A 20,167-nucleotide genomic window follows, 5' to 3' on the forward strand; every position below is an offset into this window, starting at 1 on the left:
GGTCAGGCGGCTGGACCTCGGCGCAGGGGCTACTGCGTCCGCGCCGGGGTGATTGCCGGCTGGTAGGCGCACGCCGGGTCTTCGGCCAGGGGGTCGCCGGAAGCGGCATACGCCCGGGCGCGAGAGCCGCCGCACAGATCGGCATACTCACACACCCCGCAGCGGCCGGTGAACTCCGCCGCCCGGATCCGACGCAGCAGCGGATCGCCCCGATAGATGTCGGCGAGCGGACGCTCCCGGATCGACCCGAGCGGCAGCGGGAGGAAGCCGGCCGGGGTGACCGTGCCGTCATACGCGACAAAGACGATGCCCTTGCCGTCACGCGTGCGGGCCGTCTGGGCACGCAGCGTCTCGGTCGGCTCGCCGAGGAGTTCGACCAGGCGAGCACTCAACCGCCGATAGCCGGGCGCGTCGGGAGCCGGTCGACCCTCGCGCCTCCACGCAACGACCCGGCGGAAGAACGGTGCCTCGACGGTCCGCACGATGAACCCGTATTGGCTTGCGTCGTAAAGGAAGTGGCAGACGTCCTCGTGTTCCTCCGGCGTGATCGCCCCCTCGGCGACGCCGCGCCCGACGTGCACCAGGAAGAACACCTCCCAGATGTGGGCACCCGCGTCGCGGATGAGCCGCGCCACGTCGGCAAGCTCGTCCCGGTTGGCCGACATGACCGTGGTGTTGATCTGCACGGTCAGGCCGGCGCCGGCCAGCGCGCGGATCGCCGGGATCGTGTCGGCAAAATGACCCGGTATGCCGCGCACCCCGTCGTGCGTCTCGGGCCGGCAGCCGTCGAGGCTGATCGACACCGCCTTGACCCCGCTGTCGACAATGCGCTGGATCGTGGGCGGCGTCAATTGCGGCGTCACCGAGGGGGATAACGCAGTGGGTATGCCGCGCGCGACGGATGCCTCGACCAGCTCCCAAATGTCTTGGCGCAGCAGGCAGTCCCCGCCGGTGAGGACGAGAATCGGATAGGGGCGGCCGAATCCGGCGACCTGCTCGATCAGCCCGAGTCCCTCGTCGTGGGTCAGCTCTCCCGGCAACGCACCGGGTTGTGCGCTCGCCCGACAGTGCTTGCAGGCGAGCTGGCAGGCCCGGGTCACCTCCCAGAAGACGAGCATCGGGCGATCACCGAAGTCGATCGGGCTGCGGTCGGTGGAGGCGTGCGGGGACATGCGGGGGTCTTCCTGGTAGCTGTGTGCCGGCGTCCACGTTACGCCAGCTGCTCACTGCGGCAGGATGGGTGCATGACCGAGGAGATGCGCGCCGCCTTGCTCGAGCAGATCGCGGCCGCAGGGCCCCAGGCCCTCGCGGGGATGCTCGACCTGGAGCCGATCGAGGCGGATCTCTTCCGCGCTGCCTACGTCTTCGACGAGCCGTTCGCGCTCTATGGCGGGCAGGTGCTTGCCCAGTCCCTGGTGGCGGCAGGTCGGACCGTCGACCCCAGCCGGCGGGTGCACTCCTTGCACGGCTACTTCCTTCGACCCGGAGATGCCTTGCGGCCCACGGTCTTCCAGGTCTTCCGCGACCGCGACGGCCGGTCCTATTCGGCCCGCCGGGTGATCGCGATCCAACGTGGCGAGGTCATCTTGAACATGTCCTGCTCGTTCAGCACCACGGGTTCTGGCCCGGTCCATCAGGATGTGTCGATGCCGGACATCTCTGGTCCGCGAGCGCCGCTGCATCACCTGCCACGGCTGTTTTCCTTCGAAATTGCCCACGCCGAGGGCGCCTCTCCCAGCGCCTACCCGCCGGAACGATTCTGGGCCCGCTGCACCGCCGAACTCGGTGACGACCCCCTGCTGCATGCGGCCGCACTCACCTATGTGTCCGATATTTCCTCCGGCCTGGTCCGGCACGCCGACGACGAGGGATCCGGCGGATCCAGCCTGGACCACGCCCTGTGGTTCCACGAGCCCGTGCGCGCGGGCGCCTGGCTGCTGCACGACTTGATTCCGCAGCGCACCGGGTCGGGCCGCGGGCTTTACGCCGGGCATGTCTTCTCGGCGGACGGTCACCTGGTCGCCACCTTGGCCCAGGAGACGCTCTTCGGTCGCCCGCGCTGAAGCCGCGCGCGCTGAAGCCGCGCGCGCTGAAGCCGCGCGCGCTGAGGCCGCGCGCCCAAGCGTCTGAGGCCACCGAGTTAGGCCGGCGCCTGCCCCGACAAGCGCTGCACCCCACGCAGCAGCGCCGAATGATCAAGGCCGCCGTCGCCATTGGCCAGCGCCGACGCCATTAGGCTCGCGACGAGTGAGCCGATCGGCAGCACGACCCCGGCCTCCCGCGCTGCGGTGCTGACGATGCCAAGGTCCTTGTGGTGCAACTCGATCCGGAAGCCGGGCGCGAATTCATCGGACAGCATCTTGGCGCGCTTCTGGTCCAGCACCTTGGACCCAGCGAGCCCACCACCGAGGACGGTGAGCGCGGCGTCGAGATCGACACCATACGCACGCAGGAAGGTCACCGCCTCGGCGAGCGCCTCGATGTTGGCCGCGACGATCAGCTGGTTGGCGGCCTTGACGGTCTGTCCCGCGCCGTGGCCGCCAACGTGGACGATCGTTGTCCCGACCGCGTCGAAGACCGGCTTGGCCTCCGCAAAGTCGGCCGCGTCCCCGCCGACCATGATCGACAGCGAAGCATCCTTCGCGCCGGCCTCACCACCCGAGACCGGCGCGTCGAGCAGCCGCATCCCGGCCGCTGCCGCGCTCTCGGCCAGCCGAGTGCTCACGTCCGGGCGGATGCTGGAGAAGTCGACGATCAATGTTCCCGCGCGGGCGTTGGCAAAGACGCCGTCCTCTCCCTCCAACACGGCCTGAACATCGGGACTGTCCGGAACCATCACCGCGACCACCTCCGCCTCGGCTACCGCGTCAGCGATCGAGTCCGCGGCGCGTCCGCCGGCGTCGAGCAGCGGCTGGGTCTTTTCCGGTGACCGGTTGTAGCCGATGACGTCGTGCCCGGCGCGCTGCAGGTTGAAGGCCATCGGGCTGCCCATGATCCCGAGTCCGATGAAGGCGATGGTGCTCACTGACTGGCTCCTCTGCTCGGTTGGTTCAGGCGCCGCGACGATCGCGCGGCAGCCAGCCGAGCGAGTCAACCGTCGCGGCGGTGGTGGGTTTGTATTCGAGGCCGACCCAACCGGCATACCCGCGCGCAGCGAGATCGGTCAGGTGCCGGTCGAGATCGAGTGCGCCCGAACCGGGTTCACCGCGCCCGGGCGCATCAGCGATCTGGACGTGCGCAATATCGCTGATGTGCCGCTCGATTGCCGCACCCAGATCGTCGCCATTGCTCGCCAAGTGGAAAAGGTCGCACAGGAAGCCGACATTCGTGGCGCCCGCGGCGCGCACGCGGCGCACGACGGCGACAGCGTCGTCCGCGGTCCGCAGCGGATAGGGCTTCGGCCCACTGACCGCCTCCACCAAGACGGTGGCGCCGATCCGCTCGGCCTCGCGCGCGGCGAGCACCAGATTGTCCGTGCCGACCGCGTTCTGCTCGGGCGGATCGGTGCCCTCGATGCGGTTGCCATAGAGCGCGTTGAACGCACGGACCCCGAGGCGCTCCCCGAGCGCGATCGCGACCGGGATGTTGTCGCGGAACTGGGCCGAGCGCGCGGGGATCGAGAGCACGCCGCAGTCGGGGCCGGCGAGGTCGCCGGCAAAGAAGTTGAGCCCGATCAGTTGCACTCCGGCGTCCTCGATCGACCGGGCGAAGGCGTCCACCTCGGCCTCGGGCGGAACCGGATGCTCGGGCCAGGGCCACCAGAACTCGACGGCGTCGAAACCGGCGTCCCGAGCCGCGGCCGGGCGCTCCAGCAGCGGCAATTCGGTGAACATGATCGAGCAGTTGACGAGATACCGCAGGCGATGCGCATCGGTCTCGGCCATGGCCCTACGGTATGCCGCCCGGCGCCTACCCTGGGCGTCGATGACCGACCACTTCGCCGCCTTCGTCGATCGGTTGGCCGCCGACCTCGATGCAACTGCGGGCGACGGCGAAGGGATTGCCGCGCAGGCCCACCTGTCCCGGTTTCACTTCGACCGGGTGATCGCGGCGGTCGCCGGCGAGACCCCGACGCGGCTGCGCGCGCGGCTGCTGCTGGAGCGCGCGGCATACCGGATGATCACCAGTGAGGCGACCCTGCTCGATATCGCCGGTGACGCCGGATTCGGTTCGCACGCGGCGTTCACGCGTGCGTTCCGGCGGGAGTTCGGGCGGGCGCCGTCGGCGTGGCGCAGGCGCCCGGGCAGCTTCCGGATCGAGGCGCCGAGCGAGGTGCATTTCCACCCGCCGGGGGGCCTGCGGCTGCCCGCTCGGCACACAATGGGCAGCGTGGACCTCATCGTCGAGATGGTCGAGCACCATGTGTGGCTGGTCGGCCAATTCGTCGAACGCGCCGCGCGGCTGACCGATGACCAGCTCGACGACCCGGTCACCGAGTCGATCGCGGATATCGACGGCGACACCCTGCGCTGGGCGCTGTCCCGGCTGATCGGGCAACTTGCGATGTGGAACGCGGCGATGGCCGATGCGGCATACGACTTCACGGTCGAGGACGGCGAGAGCGTGACCTCCATGCGCGCGCGGCTGGAGCGGGAGGGTCCGCTGTTCGTCGCCAACGTCCGGTGGTATGCCGAGGAGCAGCGCTTCGACGAGACCTTCGTCAACGCCTTCGGACCACGCCCGACCGTCTTGACGTATGGCGCGATGGTCGCCCATGTGTTGACCTTCGCCGCCCACCACCGGCTGCTGGCCGCGGCGAAGTTGCACGAGTTCGGGATCACCGACCTCGGCTACGGCGACCCGAAAGAGTGGTTCTCCTGGACCTGACCGGGATACGGCGAAACGGCAACCTCGATCAAGCGGCACCGGGCGACGGCTGGAACGCTGACGACATGAACACGCCGCAGCCGTGCTGGTTTTGCTCCGACGACCGCGCTGGGGACGGCCCGCCACCTGGCGGCTGGATCCTGCAGGACACGACCTGGCGGGCCGGGCACGCGCCGGCAAGCTTCGGCCCCGCCGGAACGGTGATTCTGCAAACCCGCCGGCACGTGCGCGACCAGGCGGACTTCGATGCGGCCGAGCTGGCCGGGATCGGCCCGGTCACCGCCCGGCTCATCCGGGCGATCACGGCGGCGACCGGGTGCGCGCGCGTCTATCAGCTGGCAACGATGGCCGGCTACCCCCACTTCCACGTCTGGCTGGCGCCGTGGTGGCCCGGGCGAGGCGACCGCGTCGGCGTCAGCTATCTGGCCGCGCTGGACGACGACGCCACCACCGAGGACGCCGCGACCCGCGCCGCAGCGCAGATCGCGGTGCGCCTCAGCGGCGGGTAGCCCGGAGCCTAAGGTGAGGGCAATGACGAACTCGCAGAACCGCATACGGACCGGACCGTTGGCCCGGCGGCTGGGGACCGGGGATGCGGTGGTCGTCGGGCTGTCCGCAATGATCGGCGCGGGCGTCTTTGCCGCGTTCCCGCCCGCTGCGGGTGCGGCCGGATCGTGGCTGGTCGGGGCGCTGGCGATTGCTGCGGGGGTCGCGTTCTGCAATGCCGTCGCCTCGGCTCAGCTGGCGCAGTCCTACCCCAGCTCGGGCGGCACCTACCTCTTCGGCCGAGAAGTGCTCGGGCCGTGGTGGGGGTTCACGGCGGGCTGGGGGTTCGTCGTGGGCAAGACCGCCTCGTGCGCCGCGATGGCGATGACCGTCGCCGCCTACGCCGTTCCGGCCGGCCGCGCCTGGGAGCGCGCGGCCGCGGTGCTCGCCGTCGTCGTGCTCACGGCCCTCAACCTGCGCGGGGTGACGCGCACGGCGTTGGTGGCGCGGCTGCTGCTCGGGCTGACCGGGCTGGTGATGCTTGTCTTTCTCGGCGTGACGTTTGGCGGCTCGGCCGGCGCGGTGACCGCCCTGGCTGCGCCCGATCGCGGGCTGCTGGGAGTGCTGCAGGCGGCGGGGCTGTTGTTCTTCGCCTTTGCGGGGTATGCCCGCATCGCCACCCTCGCCGAGGAGGTGCGCCAGCCGGAGATGCTCGGGCGGGCGATCCTGGTTGCTCTCGGGATCACGGTGACGCTCTATCTGCTCGTGGGCCTGGCTCTCGTGCGGGCGCTCGGGGCGCGGCTGCCGGGGTCGCCAACGCCGCTCGCGGACGCGGTGACGGCAGCCGGTTCCGAGTGGGCAGCCCCGGTGGTGCGGGTGGGCGCGGTCGCCGCGAGCCTGGGCGCCCTGCTGGCCCTGCTCGCCGGGGTCACGCGCACCGCGCTGGCGATGGCCCGCGAGCGCGATCTGCCGCCATGGCTGGCCTCGGTCGACCCGCGCCACCAGGTTCCCGACCACGCCCAGCTCGCCTTGGGCGCCGTGCTGGTGGCCATCGTGCTCGTCCTCGACCTGCGCGGCGCGATCGGGTTCTCCTCCTTCGGGGTGCTCGTCTACTACGCCGTCGCGAATCTGTCCGCGCTGCGCCAACCGGCCGATCAGCGGCGCTCGCCGAGGGCCGTGCAGCTGCTCGGGCTGGTCGGCTGTCTGGGGCTGGTGGCGACGCTGCCGCTCGCGTCCGTGCTGGCCGGTCTCACCGTGCTCGCCGTGGGGTTGCTGGGACGGCGCCTGCTGCGCCCCTGGCGGACGCAATAAACCCCTGGCGGACGCAATAATCATCAACGGACGCAAAAGCTTTTGCGATCGTTGAGGATTATTGCGTCCGCTTTGGATCAGCCTGTCCCGGGAGGCTGTCGGTGGTCGGTCCTAGCGTCCCGTCCATGGCAACGAGGATGAGCAAGGCTGCGCTCGACCGGGCGCGTGCATTCGTCGAGGAGCACGCGCGACCATTGGAGCGAGTCCGGCTCGCCCACGTGCTCGGCGAGGCCGAGCCTGGGGACGTGGCCACGGCGCTGGGCGACTTCGCCACCCCAGACGGCGGCATCGGCAAGGCGCTGGAGTCCGACTGCCGGGCCCCCGAGGCGAGCGTGCTGGGCGCGCTGACCGCCCTTGACATTCTGCGGATGCACGGCGTCCCAGGCGGCGACCCGCTCGTGGCGCAGGTGTGCGCGTGGCTCGTCGGGCACGTCGAAAGCGATGCCGAAGGGCGGCTGGTCTGGCCGTTCCTGCCGCCGAGCGCCCAGGCCAGCCCGCACGCACCGTGGTGGGACCAGGCCGAGCCGGGGCAGCTGGCGGCCACCTTCGCGGGCTATCTCGCCAACCCGGGCTTGGCGATCGCCGCCCACCTGTGGCGACATGAAGGCGCGGCACCAGGCAGCATACCGCGACACCTCCTCAATGCGGTGACCTGGCAGGCCGTCGACGTGGCCACGGCCGGGGTGAGCGCCGAGGAAGTCAACGCCCACGACGCCCTGGCGCACGTCGCCGGGGAGAGGGCCGTGCCGGCACAAGCGAGGGATCGCGTGACGGCATACCTGGGGCGGGTGTTGCCCGATCGGGTGATGTCCACGCCGGCGGACTTCGCCGGCTATGGCATCCATCCGTTGTGGATCGCCCCCACTCCCGAGCACCCGCTCGCCGCGGTGATCGGCAGGCAGGTGGCGCAGGCGATCGACCACACGATCACCTCCCAACAGCCCGACGGATCCTGGACTCCGTTTTGGGACTGGGGCGGCTGGCACCCGGACATCTGGGCGCAGGCACGGTGGGAGTGGAGCGGCGCCCTGGTGGTTCGCAATGTCGCGGCCTTGCGCGCCCACGGGGCTGTGAGTTCGCGGTGAGGAGTGGCCGGCCCCCGGGCGGACGTGATCGGCGGCCATGGCTACAGTCGTGGCCATGCCGCGCCCGGAGATCCGCTTCTGCCGCCTGTGCGGCACGGCCACCGCCGCCTCGATTCCGCCGGGCGAGGACCGCGAGCGCGCGGTGTGCCCCGATTGCGGTTACGTCGACTACGTCAACCCGATCAATGTGGTCGGCACGATTCCGGTGTGGGGCCAGGCGGGCGAGCAGGTGCTCCTGTGCCGCCGGGCGATCGAGCCCCGCAAGGGCTACTGGACCGTCCCGGCGGGGTTCTTGGAGTTCGGCGAGAGCCTGCCCGACGGCGCGATCCGCGAGACCCGGGAAGAGGCCGGGGCGCGGATCGAGCTCGGCGAGTTGTTCTCGGTGATCGACGTCGTCCACGTCGGGCAGGTGCACCTGTTCTATCGCGCCCGGCTGCTCGACCTCGACCTGGAGCCGGGGTTGGAGACCATCGAGAACTGGGTCGTCGAGTTCGACCGGATCCCGTGGGACGAGATCGCCTTCCCGACCGTGCGGCGCACCTTGGAGCACTACGTCGCCGATCGCGCCGCCGGCGCGTTCACGGTGCACACCGAGACGATCGAGCGCCGCCGCAGCCACTGAGCCCCAGCCTGTGGGTGGTCCCGCCGCGTCCAGCGCCACGCTGCCCCGGCCCCAGCCGGCCGGTTCCCTCGGCGCGCTACAGGACCTTGCGCATCACGACCCGGGTGAACCCCCCGTGCTTGCCCGCGACATCGCCGACCTTGCGGAAGCCCGCCCGCTCGAACATCGCACGCGTGCCCGGATAGGCGAAGGTCCGGTCGATCTTGGCGCCGTCATTGTCGACCGGATAACCCTCGATGGCCGGCGCGCCCTTGCTCGCGGCATACTCCACCGCGCCGGCAAGCAGGGCGTGCGCGACGCCCTGCTTGCCCTGTCCGGCTCTCGTGCGGAAGCAGAACACGATCCACACATCCTGGTCGTCGATGTGGGGATAGCGCTTGGACGTGGAGGACTCGTGCAACTCCGAGAGCGGCGACACGGCGGCCCAGCCGACGACGTCGCCATCGGCATACGCCAACACGCCGGGAGCATGGGCCCGGCGCCGGCACAGGCCGCCGACGAACTCGGCCCGCGCGGGCCCGACCAGTTTCTGCTCCTCGGCGTGGCCGAGCCGGTAGCCGAGGCACCAGCAGCCTTGGGCCCCGGGCTTCTTGGGCCCAAGGATCGTGCATACGTCCGCAAACCGGGCGCCGGTCGCCGGCTTCACCTCAAAAGCCATGTGGACACCGTATGCCGCTCCCCCCCCGGCCCGAAGGACTCGTCGCCCCTCGCGATCGCGCTGCCTGTCGAGCGCTGTCTCCCCGATCACACACAGGCCGCCGCACTTGACATCGACTATCGATATGTATAACGATAGTCGATGTATCGAGATTCGATATCCACCCGGCGTTCTCACCCGGACGCCACCGATCGAGGGGAACTGGTCATGTCACATTCACCCACAGCCGCCGCGAAGGACCGCCTGGCCTTCGACAAGTGGGACCGCCTCGGTCTGCGGGTCACGCTCTGGTTCATCGCCCTCGCCACCGCGACGGCCCTCGTCGGCATTCCCGTGCTGCGGTGGTTCCAGGACGAGAGCCTCGCCGTCCCCTTCACCAGCGAGGTTCAGGTCGCGCAGTTGGACGCGGCCGGGATCGCGCACGGCGCCGCCACCTATGACCTCCTCATCGACCATCCCACGCCCGGCCAACGCCTGCTCGACCTGGTGCCCGGGGCCGTGACCCTGGCCGTCACCGGCGCCGTGATCGCGCTCGTCCTTCGGTTCCTGCGGGTCATCGGTGACGGCGATCCGTTTGCCCCGGGACAGGTGCGTCGGCTGCGCCAGATCGCCGGCCTGCTGCTCATCGGCGTCCCGGTCATCGTCCTCGTCCAGCTCGGCTGCACAGCGGTCCTCCTCGACGGCCTCAGCATCCAGCGGCCGGGCCCGGAGATCGAGTTCGGGGTCCCCTGGCTGCCCCTGCTGGTCGGCTTGTGCGTCGCCCTGATCGCCGAGGCGTTCAAGACCGGAGCGAGCCTGCGCGCCGACGTCGAGGGATTGGTCTGATGCCGGTCGACGAGCCGCACCGCGTCGCGTGTCACCTCGATGACCTGCTGGCAGCGCGCGACATGACGCTCGCGGCCCTGGCCGACGCGGTCGGAGTCACCGTCGTCAATCTCTCGGTGCTGAAGAACAACCGCGCCAAGGCGATCCGGTTCAGCACGCTCACCGCGGTGTGCGATGTGCTCGGCTGCCAGGTGGGCGAGCTCTTCACGATCGAATAGACCCGCCGGCACGCTGAGCCGGCACGATGAGCGAGCACGCTGAGCGAACCGCCCCGTCACGACCGCCTCGACGGGGCGGTTCGCACTGCCTCGGATCCGGCCCGCGGAAGGGATCGGCAACATACCCTCTCCAGTATGCCGCACACCACCGACGCGCACGCCCTCCTGGCGCACATCCGGGACTCCGTCATCGGCGACGACCAGGTCATGGACGGCCCCTACGGCCCGCGCCGGGTCACCTATGCCGACTACACGGCCTCCGGGCGCAGCCTGACCTTCCTGGAGGACTTCATCCGGGAGGAGGTCCTCCCGCGCTACGCCAACACCCACACCGAGGCGAGCGGCACCGGGCTGCAGACCACCCGGCTGCGCGAGGACGCCCGGGAGGTCATCCGCCGGGCGGTCCACGGGGACGACGACACCGTGGTCATCTTCACCGGCGCCGGCAGCACCGCGGCCATCGACAAGCTGATCGGGATCCTCGGGCTGCGCATCCCGTGCACCCTCGAGGACCGCTACCAGCTCAGCGCGCAGATCCCAGCCCACGAGCGGCCGGTCGTGTTCATCGGGCCCTTCGAACACCACTCCAACGAACTGCCCTGGCGAGAGTCGATCGCCGACGTCGTCACGATCCGCGAGGACGCCGACGGGCACATCGACCAGGCACAGCTGCGCGCGGAACTCCAGCGCTACGCCGACCGCCCGCTCAAGATCGGCTCGTTCTCGGCGGCGAGCAATGTCACCGGCATCGTCAGCGACACCTACGGCATCGCCGCGTTGCTCCACGAGCACGGCGCGCTGTCCTTCTGGGACTTCGCCGCGTGCGGACCCTACGTCGAGATCGACATGACGGCGCCGGCCGAGGGCGCGCCCGCGGCATACAAGGACGCGATCTTCCTCTCCCCGCACAAGTTCATCGGCGGCCCGGGGACCCCGGGGGTGCTCGTCGTGCGCCGCCAACTGCTGACCAACCGCGTGCCCGCCGTCCCCGGCGGCGGCACGGTCATGTACGTCAACCCGACCGACCACCGCTACATCGCCGACCCGGCCCACCGCGAGGAGGGCGGCACACCGGCGATCATCGAGTCGATCCGCGCCGGGCTGGTCTTCCAACTCAAGGAGGCCGTCGGCACTGCCGTGATCAGGGAGCAGGAGGAGCGGCTGCGCCACCGGGCCGTGACGGCCTGGCAGGCCGAGCCGGCGATCGAGATCCTCGGCAATCTGACCGCGCGGCGGCTCTCGATCGTCTCCTTCGTGGTGCGGGGCCCGAGCGGCAACTATCTGCATCACAACTACGTCGTCGCCGTGCTCAACGACCTCTTCGGCATCCAGACCCGCGGTGGCTGCTCCTGCGCCGGACCGTATGGCCACCGGCTGCTCGACATCGACCTCGAACGCAGCCACCTGTTCGAGCAACAGATCGCCACCGGCTGCGAGGGCATCAAACCCGGCTGGGTGCGGGTCAACTTCAACTACTTCATCGAGGACGAGGTTCTCGACTACCTCATCGAGGCCATCCGACTGGTCGCGCGAGATGGCTGGAAACTGTTGGGGGACTATCACTTCGATGCGACTACCGGGCTCTGGCGACACAAGGACGGGCCGGTCGAGCCACCCCTGCGGCTGCGCGACGTGAGCTACCGCTCGGGCAGGATGCACTATCCGCGGCACGCCCGTTCGGCTCCGGTCTCCGCGCTGCGCGGCTACCTGGAGGACGCCCGCGCCATCCTCGATGCGGCCACGCCACCGGATTGCCTGGCCGCCGCCTCCCTCTCCACCGACTTCGACGCGTTGCGCTGGTTCGAGTTGCCCCGCGAGAGCATGCTTCCCGGCGTGCTCACGATGGGCGGTCTCACGCCGAGTGGTCTCACGCCCAGCGCACCCGCTGCTCGCCCGCGCGAATCGGCAGCGGCAGCCGGTTCTGCGGCGCCGGGATAGGGCAGGAATAGAAGTCAGAGAAGCCGCACGGCGGCACGAACGCCAGGTTGAAGTCGACGGTGAGAACCCCGTCCCGGCCCGGCGGGTCCATCCGCAGGAACCGCCCGGGGGCATAGCTCTCGGCGCCGGTGGTGGCGTCGGCAAAGACGAGGACCAGGCTGTCGCCGTCGGCAAAGATCGTCATGTCGTATGCCGCTCCCCCGACGTCCACGCACAGCCGCCCGGGCACGCTCTTGGCATGACCGGAGTCGGCCCGCACCGGGCTCGTGCCGGGAACGTTGAGCTTCGCCCAGGACCTCGGCGCGCAGGTGCGCCGGGCACGTGCCGAGCACACCGACCCGGCCACCGCCGTGGCCGACTTCGGCTGCGGCCGGGTGCTCTTCCGCGGCCGGATCACCGATGTCGTGCGGCGGACGGTGGCCGGCTTCGCCCGGGGCCAGGCTCACCTGGCGGGAGTCGAGGACGACTCCGGCAGCGTCGCCGTCCTGGAATTCCAGAACGAACACCTCATCGCCCGCGTCGATGACACGCTGGTTGCGACCGTTCCGGACCTGATCTGCGTGCTCGACATCGAGACCGGGGAGCCGGTGACCGCCGAGGCGATGCGCTACGGCTTCCGCGTCGCGGTCGTCGGCCTGCCGTGTCACGAGCGCTGGCGAACTGACCAGGCTCTCGCCCTGGTTGGGCCTGGCTACTTTGGGTATTCTGTCGACTATCGTCCACTGTCGGCGGCCCTCCGGGTCGTCGCCGGACCCCCTGAGCGGGGCGTGCCCGGCTAACCCCGAGGCCGGGCGCGTCCCTTCCCTTCCCCGCCGCTCATTTCCTCCCGCGAGTGTGCAAACCTGTCCGGTATGCCGCCTGCCCCCCGCCTGGGAGCCTCCGCCCGCGCCCAGGTGCCCCCGTTCACGGTCATGACCGTGCTGGCCGCCGTCGCCGGCGCCCGCGCCGCCGGCCGCGAGGTCATCAGCCTGTGCGCCGGCGAACCCGGACAGGGGGCGCCCACCCCGGTGCGCGACGCAGCCGCGCGCGTGTTCACCGACGGCATCCCGCTCGGCTACTGCGAGACGCTCGGCCTCCGGGCGCTGCGCGAGCAGATCGCCGGCCACTACCGCCGCTGGTATGGCCTCGACCTCGACCCCGACCGGATCTGCGTGACCACCGGCAGCTCGGGCGGTTTCCAGCTGGCCTTTCTCGCCGCCTTCGACCACGGGGACCGGGTGGCGCTCGCACGGCCGGGCTATCCGGCATACGTCAACATCCTGCGGGCCTTGGGTGCTCGCGTCGTCGAACTCGACACCGGCGCCGAGGTGCGCTTCCAGCCGACCGTCGACCTGCTCGCCGCGGCGCACGCGCAGGAGCCACTGGCGGGCGTGGTGCTCGCCAGCCCGGCCAATCCGACCGGCACGATGATCCGCGACGACGAGCTGGCCGCGATGCTGGCCTGGTGCGCCCGCCACGGCGTGCGGGTGATCAGCGACGAGATCTATCACGGCGTCACGTTCACCGGGTCGCGCGGCACGTGCGCCTGGCAGCACGACGACTCCGCGGTCGTGGTCAGCTCGTTCAGCAAGTACTGGGGGATGACCGGCTGGCGGCTCGGCTGGCTGCTGCTGCCGGCAGATCTCGCGGCCGCGATCGACGCGCTCGCCGGCAACTTCGCGCTGTGCGCCCCGGTGCCCGCCCAACATGCGGCGATTGCCGCCTTCACCGAGCCCGCGTATGCCGAATGCGAGGCCGCCGTCGCCGGCTTCGCCCGGGCGCGCGCGCTCGTCCTGGACGCCCTGCCCGCGCTGGGGTGGACCGACGTCGCTCCCGCCGACGGCGCCTTCTACGTCTATGCCGGGGTCGCCGATCTCCTTGGCCCGTATGCCGATTCGGTCGCCTGGTGCCGCGCGCTCCTGGACGCCCAGGACGTCGCGATCACCCCGGGCGTCGACTTCGACTCCGGCCGCGGCCACGAGCACGTGCGACTCTCGCTCGCCCCCGGACCCGGCGCCGTCGCCGAGGCCGTGCGCCGCATCCTCGCCTTCCAGGCGGCGCTGTGAGCCGCGGCCCGACCCGGCACCACAACCGGCACAAGCTGCTCCGGCTCGTCATGGCCGCCTGTGTCGGCGCCGTTATCGCCTACCTGGCGCCGCTGCCCGAGCACCTCCCGGTGGCGGGCCGGGTCCTGGTCGGCTACATCGTCGCGGCCCTCGGCTTCGCCCTGCCACTGCTGGTCACGATGCTGCACGCCGACCACGAGCAGACGCTCGACTTCGTCCGTGGCATCGACCCGGGCCGCTCGTTCGTCGATGTGTCGGTGTTGACGGTCTCGATGGCCAGCATCGGCGCTCTCGGGCTGATGCTCACCGCCACTCAGGCCCGCGGCAATGCCCGCGTGGCCGGCGGCGTGATCGCGCTCGGCACGGTTGCTGCCGGCTGGCTGGTCGTCAACACGCTCTTCGCCATGCGCTACGCCCGGCATTATGTCGGCGCCGACCCCGGCTGCATCGACTTCAACACAAAAACCGCGCCGTGCTACAGCGACTTCGTCTACTTCGCGTTCGCGATCGGCATGTCGTATGCCGTCTCCGACACCAACACGACGACAACCGCCATCCGCCGGATCGCCGTTCGGCACGCCTGGCTGAGCTACGCCTACGGCACCATCGTCGTCGCCGCGGCGATCAACCTGGTCGTCACCCTCGCCGGCTAGCTTTCCCCCACGAAGTTCTCCGCTCGTCCCTCGCTCCCATACTTCGCGAGGACCCGACAAGCCCCACGAAGTTCTCCGCTCGTCCCTCGCTTACACGGTTGCGAGAACCCTTCAGGGGACTATGCCTGGGGGCGGCACCGCTCGGGGCGCAACGCCTCCAGGAAGGCCAGCTCGGCGATCCGCTGCGCGTAGTCGATCGCGGCGAGGATCGCTTCCAACTCTCGGCGCAGGGCCAGCGCCCGCGGGCGACGATCGGCTCGGTCATCGAGAACCCCCCGGCTCTCGGCGACCTGCAAGGCGGTCTCGAAGAGCAGCGCCGAGACCGGCTCCGCCGAGGAGATGCGCTTTTGGGCGAGAAACTGATCGCCGAGCGCGATGGCCTCCTTGACGATCGCCGGCCGCTCGATCGGGCCCGGCTGGTCGTGATGGACCAAGACGTCGGCGACGATCTCGTAGGCCTCGACGAACGAGCGCAGGCCGAACGGGCTGACGATCAGCGGCCGGTCACGCAGCATCGAGCCGGCGCTGAACCGCTCCGACGCCAAGATCGCTTCCCAGTCCTCCCCGACCGCCGCCATGTCGGCGGCGACGGCTTGCCGGAAGCGTGTCTTGTCCTGGAAGTAGAACTCGAACTTGAGCAGATCGCGCAGCCGCTCGGCATGGTCCCAGAACGACTGGGTGCGGGCCGGTCCCGCGGGTTCGTCCCGGCCGGCGAGGACGATCGCGATCTCACAGATGGCACCGATGAGGAAGACATGGACCAGCGAGTTGCGATAGAAGGTCGCGGCCAGCTGATCCTTCTGGTCGATCAGCCAGACGACATCGCGAGCGCCGTCGACGCGGGTGACCGGGCCGCCGCCGGTGGCGAGCGCGCGCAGCGTGGCTTCGACCCCGACCACCGTCTGCAGGCTCTCGACGCTGGCGGCCCGCGGCACATCCGCCCGGCGCAGATAGGCGACGACCGCGTCGAGGGCGTTATGGATCTGGACGCTGGTCAACGCCATTCCGCGCGACCCGAGCAGCAGCGTGGTCACCAGCGCGGTCGGCGTGACCGGGGTGGCTTGGTTGATCCGCCAGGCCACCTCGAAGGCCATCTTGTGCGTCGCCAGCCGGCGCGCGGCCGGGTCGGTGGCCGTCGGGCCGTTGGGTGGGCCGAGCAGCTCCCGCATGGAGACCGGCTCGGGGAAACGGACATAGACCTTGCCGTAGTGCCGCGCGCCTTGAGCCTTGACGAAGTTGTAGAGCCAGGACATCCCCTCGGGAGCCTTCTTGGCGCCCCGGGCGTAGTCGGCATACTCCCCGATCTCGTGCAATTGGTCGAAGGCGATCGAGACCGGCTGCAAGGCGACATCGTCGGTCCGCCCGGTTAGGTAGGCATCGACCGAATAGGAAAGCAGCCCGAGCTTGGGTGGGAGCATCTTGCCGGTCCGCGAGCGGGTCCCCTCGATCGACCAGCTGAGGTTGAAGCGCTTCTCGGCGAGATAGCCGATGAATTCGCGCAGCACGTACTTGTACAGGGGGTTGTCCGCGAAGCTGCGCCGGATGAAGATGAAGCCCGCCCGGCGCAGGAAGACCCCCATCGGCCCGAACGACATGTTGATGCCGGCAAACAGGTGCGGCAGCGGGAAACCGTTCTCGTGCAAGGTGGTCAAGAAGACGCCGCTGTCCAGGTTGGAACGGTGGGACCACAAGAAGATGACCGGCTTGGTCGCCGTCGTCTGCCGCAACCGGGCGATCTCGTCAGGCACGACGTCGATCACCGGGTCAAAGCCCCGCTCGAGGATCAGCCGCCAGATCCGAGGCAACAACTCCACCGACGTGCGGCCCCACCCGGTGGCCAACTCATCGAGCATGTCCTCGGCCTCGGCCAGGTCGGCGCGGTGGCTACCCACGTCCTCGGCGAGGGCCGCGAGCCCGGCGTGGAACTTCGGCTGGGCGAGGATCTCCTCGGTGAGCAGCCGGGGCGCCTTGAACTGCGGGCCGAGGACGCGCCGCTCGGCGCGTTCCAGGGACAGATGCCCGCGGCGGGCGACGAAGCGGGCAAAGGCGTCCGCGGAGCCGCTCCGGCCGGCATGCGTCTCGGCATACCGCTCCCGCAGGGTGGCCACCGTCGCCGGGTTGCCGGCCACGACCCGGGCCCGCTCGGGCTCGTGGGCGGCGATCGCGGCCTGGCGACGCACCGAACGCCGATCCCCAAGGCTGGCCGGCATCAGCAGGTCGCGCACTCGGGGGGGCCGGTCCTCGTCGGCCTGATGCGGCGACAGCCAGGTGACCCGCGCCGCCAACACCTCGGTCTGCGGCGATGCGCCGGCCAGCCGCTCGGCCAGCTGCGCCGCTGCCGCGGACGTCTCGCCCGGGCGCGGGAGGGGCAGCATGTGCGCCGTCCGCCGGCCGGGCTCGTCGAGGTTGGCGGCGATCCACTCTCGGATGAGGCGTTCCTCGACCGGGCCGCGGTAGCGGGCCAGGACCAACACCGCGCGTGCAGGAGCCGACGGCTCAGGCACGCAGATCCGCCTCGCTCGGCCAGTCGTCGAGCGTGTCCAGATACAGCTGGCGGATCACCTTGACCTCGCGCACCAGGTCGCGGATCGTCCAGTCAGCCGTGGGAATCGGCGGGAGCACCGCGATGTCCACGGTGCCCGGGTTGATCGTCGCCGAGTTGCGGCCGCAGATGTCGTCGGCGTTGCGGATGACGATCGGCACGAGGGGCAGCCCGGTCGTCATCGCCATGTGGAACGGGCCCTTCTTGAACGGGCCCACCTCGTGGGTGTCCAGGCGGGTCCCCTCGGGCGCGATCAGCAGGGAGAGCTTCTTGGCCTTGAGCATCGCCTCGGCCTCTTTCAGGGACCGAACCGCGCTGGCGCTGTCACTGCGGTCGATGAACACCCCGTCCATCAGCCGCCCGACGGTCCCGAGCAGGGGATGGGAGCGCAGGGCATCCTTGGCGACGAACGTGTAGTTGTCGCGGACCACCGCGGCGGCGATGAACGCATCCAGGTTGTTGCGATGGTTCCACAAGAAGACCGCCGGCCGGGTCGAGCGCGCGTTGTGCTCGCCGATGATGTTCAACTGCACGCCATAGGTCTGCAACAGCAGCCGAGGCCAGGTGCTCGACATCAGGTTCAGGCCCTTGCGTTTGCTCCGCCCAAGGACCCCGACCGCCACACCGACGGCCGACAACGGGCCGAGGGTCGAGAACCCGGCCACGGTCTTGGCCATGCTGACCGTCCCCGACGCGCCGCGGCTGGTATAGCGCGTGATCGGCCAGCCGCGCTTCTTGGCGACCTTGGTCAGCTGCGGTCCCGGGTTGGTGGGACGCGGGTAGCCGACGAGATGCATCAGTGCAACGTCCTCGTCGCCGTCGGCGTAGAAATAGCACCGGCGCAGGTCGATTCCGTGCGTGGCGGCATACCGCTGGGCGGCGGTGGCCTTGCCCTCACCCCAGATCACCGGACGCTCGATCTTGCCGGTCAGCGCCCCGGAGTCATCGAGTACGAAGCGGTTGCAGACGACTTCGTCGATGCCGAGATAGCGGGCGACCGGCTCGACCTGGAAGCTGGTCGCTGAGCTGCACAACACGACCCGGTGGCCGCGCTGCTGGTGTGCGCGCACAAGCGCCCGGGTCTCGGGATAGAGCAGGTCGGCGATCTTCTTCTTGAAGACTTCCTCACCGGCCTCGTCCAGCTCCGACAGCGCCCGCCCGGCGAGGGTGGCCAGGCCACCTTCGGCCATCTCTTCGAAGTCGGCCTGGCCGGCCTGGAAGGCCACGGCGTGGTTGAGGATCCGCAGCAGGTCGACGACGCCCAGTTCGCGGTTGCGCACCTGCTCCTTGGTATGGACGGTCACCGTGAAGCCCGCGACGAGAGTTCCGTCCAGGTCGAAAAAGGCCGCAGTCTCGGGGCCTTCGGGGCTGGCGAGGACCTCGGCCACCGACCCGGGCAGCTGAGGCTGGGGTCCCTTGGTGCGGCGCTCGGTCACGATGCCCCCCGCGTGGTCTTCTTGGCAGCCTTCTTCCGGGCTGCGGGTGCACCGACGCGCGCGGCGCGGGTCGGCTGCTTCGGGGTCGCGATCGGTTTGGGCACGGGCCGCCCGGCGATCAGGACTTCCTCGAAGCCCTCCTGCAGGCTCCGCTCGAAGGTTTCGTCGTCCTGAATGCTCGCGGTGTCATAGCGCGCCGTGACGAAGGCCCGGCCGCTCTGGCTGACCAGGACGAACATGACAGCGATGCCAGGGACGGGCCCGAGCCCGTAGTGCCCGATCACCTGGGCCCCGGCGAGGAAGATGTCCTCCGGGGCGGACATGACGTTGGAGGCCTGGACATCGACCGGGGTGAGCGCCTCCAGGGCCGGGGCAAAGACGATTCCGGGGAGCAAGGACAACACCGTGGAAACGGTGCCGAGGACGTCCAGGGCGGGCTCTTCGCGACCGGCTTGGATCGTTTCGTGGATGCGGGCGACTCGGGCGGCGGGATCGAACTCGCCGACCGGCGCGGACAAGGCCAACCCCGTCCAATGGTTGCCGCCGGCATGGTCTTGATCGACGCGCCGGACGCTGACCGGGATCGCCATGGGAACCTGGTCGACGGGCACGCCCTTGGCCTCGTGATAGCGGCGCAGGACCGCGCACACACCCGCGATGTAAGCGTCGTTGACCGTCCCGCCGAGAGCGTGCGCGGCCGAGCGCAGGTCGGGCAAGTCCAGGTCGAGGGTGACGCTGCGCCGGGCCGCCCCGCGCCCGGCGAGCAAGGGCGATGGCGTGCCCGGGGAAGCGAACGAGCCGACCACCCGGCCGAGGGAGGCGGCATACGAAGCGACGGCTCCGACACTCCCGACGGGATCGGCGATGGACTTCAGCCCGGCGCCGACGACGGTCTTGGTCAGGCCCAGGGTCAGGCCCGGCACATCCTTGACTCCCGCGATCGCCAGGTCGCGCGGTTCGAGATCGTGCGGGACCGGCTCCAGCGGAAGCGGCCGGACCGGGGCGTCGCGCTCGGTGTCGCAGACCTGCCTGAACATCGTGACCAACCCGGCGCCGTCGGCCACGGCGTGACTCATATTGGAGATGGCGGCGGCCCGCCCGCCCTCGAGGCCGGTCACGAAGGTGACGACCCACAGGGGACGGTGCAGGTCGAGGGGGGTCATCGCGATCTGCTCGGCCAGGTCGAGCAGCTCCCGGTGGCTGCCGTCACCCGCGCTGACGCGGCGGCGCAGGTGATAGCGCAGGTCGAAGTCCGGGTCGACCACCCACCGAGCAAGCGTCGTCGGCAGCGTCGGCTCAACGACTTTCTGCCGCAGCCGGGGCACCTCCCGGCTGGCGCGGTCGAAGGCCGCGACGACCTTCTCCCAGTCCGGGGCACGGTCGAGGAGGAAGACGGTGACCATGCCCGCACGCGTGCGGGACTCCTTCTCGCCCCGGAAAAGGACCTGATCCTCGGGGGTGAGCGATTCACCGCCCTGGTATGCACCCATGGTGGCCGCCCGCCTTTCTGCGCAAAGCCGC

The 20,167-nt window shown here is 70.3% G+C and carries 20 protein-coding genes; 12 read left to right on the forward strand and 8 right to left on the reverse strand.

Going from position 1 to position 20,167, the window contains the following annotated elements:
- Positions 1-29: 29 nt before the first annotated feature.
- The gene (locus V9G19_RS03885) at positions 30-1,172 is read right to left on the reverse strand and encodes a TIGR04053 family radical SAM/SPASM domain-containing protein (protein WP_462284170.1); all 1,143 of its coding nucleotides are present in this window, start codon (positions 1,170-1,172) and stop codon (positions 30-32) included.
- A 72-nt stretch (positions 1,173-1,244) separates the two neighbouring features.
- Between V9G19_RS03885 and V9G19_RS03890 the strand changes: the two genes are divergently transcribed.
- Positions 1,245-2,063, forward strand: coding sequence for an acyl-CoA thioesterase (locus V9G19_RS03890; RefSeq protein WP_462284171.1), 819 nt, complete (start codon positions 1,245-1,247; stop codon positions 2,061-2,063).
- A 77-nt stretch (positions 2,064-2,140) separates the two neighbouring features.
- Here the strand turns inward: V9G19_RS03890 and V9G19_RS03895 are convergent, their stop codons facing one another.
- Positions 2,141-3,067: a 2-hydroxy-3-oxopropionate reductase gene (locus V9G19_RS03895; protein ID WP_462284293.1), complete on the reverse strand. Its 927-nt coding sequence runs from the start codon at positions 3,065-3,067 to the stop codon at positions 2,141-2,143.
- Positions 3,051-3,884 (reverse strand): hydroxypyruvate isomerase family protein, encoded by an 834-nt coding sequence (locus tag V9G19_RS03900; protein WP_462284172.1) that lies wholly within the window; start codon positions 3,882-3,884, stop codon positions 3,051-3,053. Before V9G19_RS03900 ends, V9G19_RS03895 begins: the two co-directional genes overlap by 17 nt.
- 40 nt (positions 3,885-3,924) lie before the next feature.
- On the opposite strand from V9G19_RS03900, the gene V9G19_RS03905 reads away from it, so the two are divergent.
- From V9G19_RS03905 to V9G19_RS03925, 5 genes are all read left to right on the forward strand, one after another.
- Positions 3,925-4,827 (forward strand): helix-turn-helix domain-containing protein, encoded by a 903-nt coding sequence (locus V9G19_RS03905; RefSeq protein ID WP_462284173.1) that lies wholly within the window; start codon positions 3,925-3,927, stop codon positions 4,825-4,827.
- A gap of 65 nt (positions 4,828-4,892) precedes the next feature.
- Positions 4,893-5,336, forward strand: coding sequence for a hypothetical protein (locus V9G19_RS03910; protein ID WP_462284174.1), 444 nt, complete (start codon positions 4,893-4,895; stop codon positions 5,334-5,336).
- Between the two features lie 22 nt (positions 5,337-5,358).
- A complete protein-coding gene (locus tag V9G19_RS03915; protein ID WP_462284175.1) occupies positions 5,359-6,624 on the forward strand; it encodes an APC family permease in 1,266 nt (421 codons plus the stop codon).
- A 125-nt stretch (positions 6,625-6,749) separates the two neighbouring features.
- Complete coding sequence (locus tag V9G19_RS03920) at positions 6,750-7,709, forward strand: hypothetical protein (RefSeq protein ID WP_462284176.1); 960 nt, start codon at positions 6,750-6,752, stop codon at positions 7,707-7,709.
- Between the two features lie 55 nt (positions 7,710-7,764).
- A complete protein-coding gene (locus V9G19_RS03925; RefSeq protein ID WP_462284177.1) occupies positions 7,765-8,331 on the forward strand; it encodes an NUDIX hydrolase in 567 nt (188 codons plus the stop codon).
- A gap of 76 nt (positions 8,332-8,407) precedes the next feature.
- On the opposite strand, the gene V9G19_RS03930 is transcribed toward V9G19_RS03925, so the two are convergent.
- Positions 8,408-8,989, reverse strand: a complete 582-nt coding sequence (locus V9G19_RS03930; protein WP_462284178.1) for an N-acetyltransferase family protein — start codon at positions 8,987-8,989, stop codon at positions 8,408-8,410.
- A gap of 207 nt (positions 8,990-9,196) precedes the next feature.
- Between V9G19_RS03930 and V9G19_RS03935 the strand changes: the two genes are divergently transcribed.
- From V9G19_RS03935 to V9G19_RS03945, 3 genes are all read left to right on the forward strand, one after another.
- The gene (locus tag V9G19_RS03935) at positions 9,197-9,814 is read left to right on the forward strand and encodes a DUF2975 domain-containing protein (protein WP_462284179.1); all 618 of its coding nucleotides are present in this window, start codon (positions 9,197-9,199) and stop codon (positions 9,812-9,814) included.
- A complete protein-coding gene (locus V9G19_RS03940) occupies positions 9,814-10,032 on the forward strand; it encodes a helix-turn-helix domain-containing protein (RefSeq protein WP_462284180.1) in 219 nt (72 codons plus the stop codon). Before V9G19_RS03935 ends, V9G19_RS03940 begins: the two co-directional genes overlap by 1 nt.
- Before the next feature lie 135 nt (positions 10,033-10,167).
- Positions 10,168-11,970: an aminotransferase class V-fold PLP-dependent enzyme gene (locus V9G19_RS03945; protein WP_462284181.1), complete on the forward strand. Its 1,803-nt coding sequence runs from the start codon at positions 10,168-10,170 to the stop codon at positions 11,968-11,970.
- Here V9G19_RS03945 and V9G19_RS03950 read toward each other — a convergent pair.
- Positions 11,900-12,229, reverse strand: coding sequence for a DUF1684 domain-containing protein (locus V9G19_RS03950; protein ID WP_462284182.1), 330 nt, complete (start codon positions 12,227-12,229; stop codon positions 11,900-11,902). The two genes, V9G19_RS03945 and V9G19_RS03950, sit on opposite strands and share 71 nt — an antisense overlap.
- A 7-nt stretch (positions 12,230-12,236) precedes the next feature.
- Here V9G19_RS03950 and V9G19_RS03955 point away from each other — a divergent pair, with 7 nt between their 5' ends.
- The 3 genes from V9G19_RS03955 (at position 12,237) to V9G19_RS03965 (ending at position 14,668) form a co-directional block, all read left to right on the forward strand.
- Positions 12,237-12,749, forward strand: a complete 513-nt coding sequence (locus V9G19_RS03955) for a DUF917 domain-containing protein (RefSeq protein WP_462284183.1) — start codon at positions 12,237-12,239, stop codon at positions 12,747-12,749.
- Between the two features lie 72 nt (positions 12,750-12,821).
- Positions 12,822-14,015 (forward strand): pyridoxal phosphate-dependent aminotransferase, encoded by a 1,194-nt coding sequence (locus V9G19_RS03960; protein ID WP_462284184.1) that lies wholly within the window; start codon positions 12,822-12,824, stop codon positions 14,013-14,015.
- On the forward strand, positions 14,012-14,668 hold the full coding sequence (locus V9G19_RS03965) for a DUF1345 domain-containing protein (protein WP_462284185.1): 657 nt from the start codon (positions 14,012-14,014) through the stop codon (positions 14,666-14,668). The genes V9G19_RS03960 and V9G19_RS03965 overlap by 4 nt, the downstream gene beginning before the upstream one ends.
- A 119-nt stretch (positions 14,669-14,787) precedes the next feature.
- On the opposite strand, the gene V9G19_RS03970 is transcribed toward V9G19_RS03965, so the two are convergent.
- Genes V9G19_RS03970 through V9G19_RS03980 form a run of 3 tightly spaced genes read right to left on the reverse strand, consistent with a single transcriptional unit; the run spans position 14,788 to position 20,136 of the window.
- Positions 14,788-17,172, reverse strand: a complete 2,385-nt coding sequence (locus V9G19_RS03970) for a glycerol-3-phosphate 1-O-acyltransferase (protein WP_462284186.1) — start codon at positions 17,170-17,172, stop codon at positions 14,788-14,790.
- Complete coding sequence (locus V9G19_RS03975) at positions 17,165-18,646, reverse strand: HAD-IB family hydrolase (protein ID WP_462284187.1); 1,482 nt, start codon at positions 18,644-18,646, stop codon at positions 17,165-17,167. Before V9G19_RS03975 ends, V9G19_RS03970 begins: the two co-directional genes overlap by 8 nt.
- The gene (locus V9G19_RS03980; RefSeq protein WP_462284188.1) at positions 18,643-20,136 is read right to left on the reverse strand and encodes a wax ester/triacylglycerol synthase domain-containing protein; all 1,494 of its coding nucleotides are present in this window, start codon (positions 20,134-20,136) and stop codon (positions 18,643-18,645) included. Before V9G19_RS03980 ends, V9G19_RS03975 begins: the two co-directional genes overlap by 4 nt.
- Positions 20,137-20,167 lie beyond the last annotated feature (31 nt).

Origin of the sequence: Nostocoides sp., from assembly GCF_037045025.1 — a bacterium.
Lineage (GTDB): Bacteria > Actinomycetota > Actinomycetes > Actinomycetales > Dermatophilaceae > Nostocoides_A.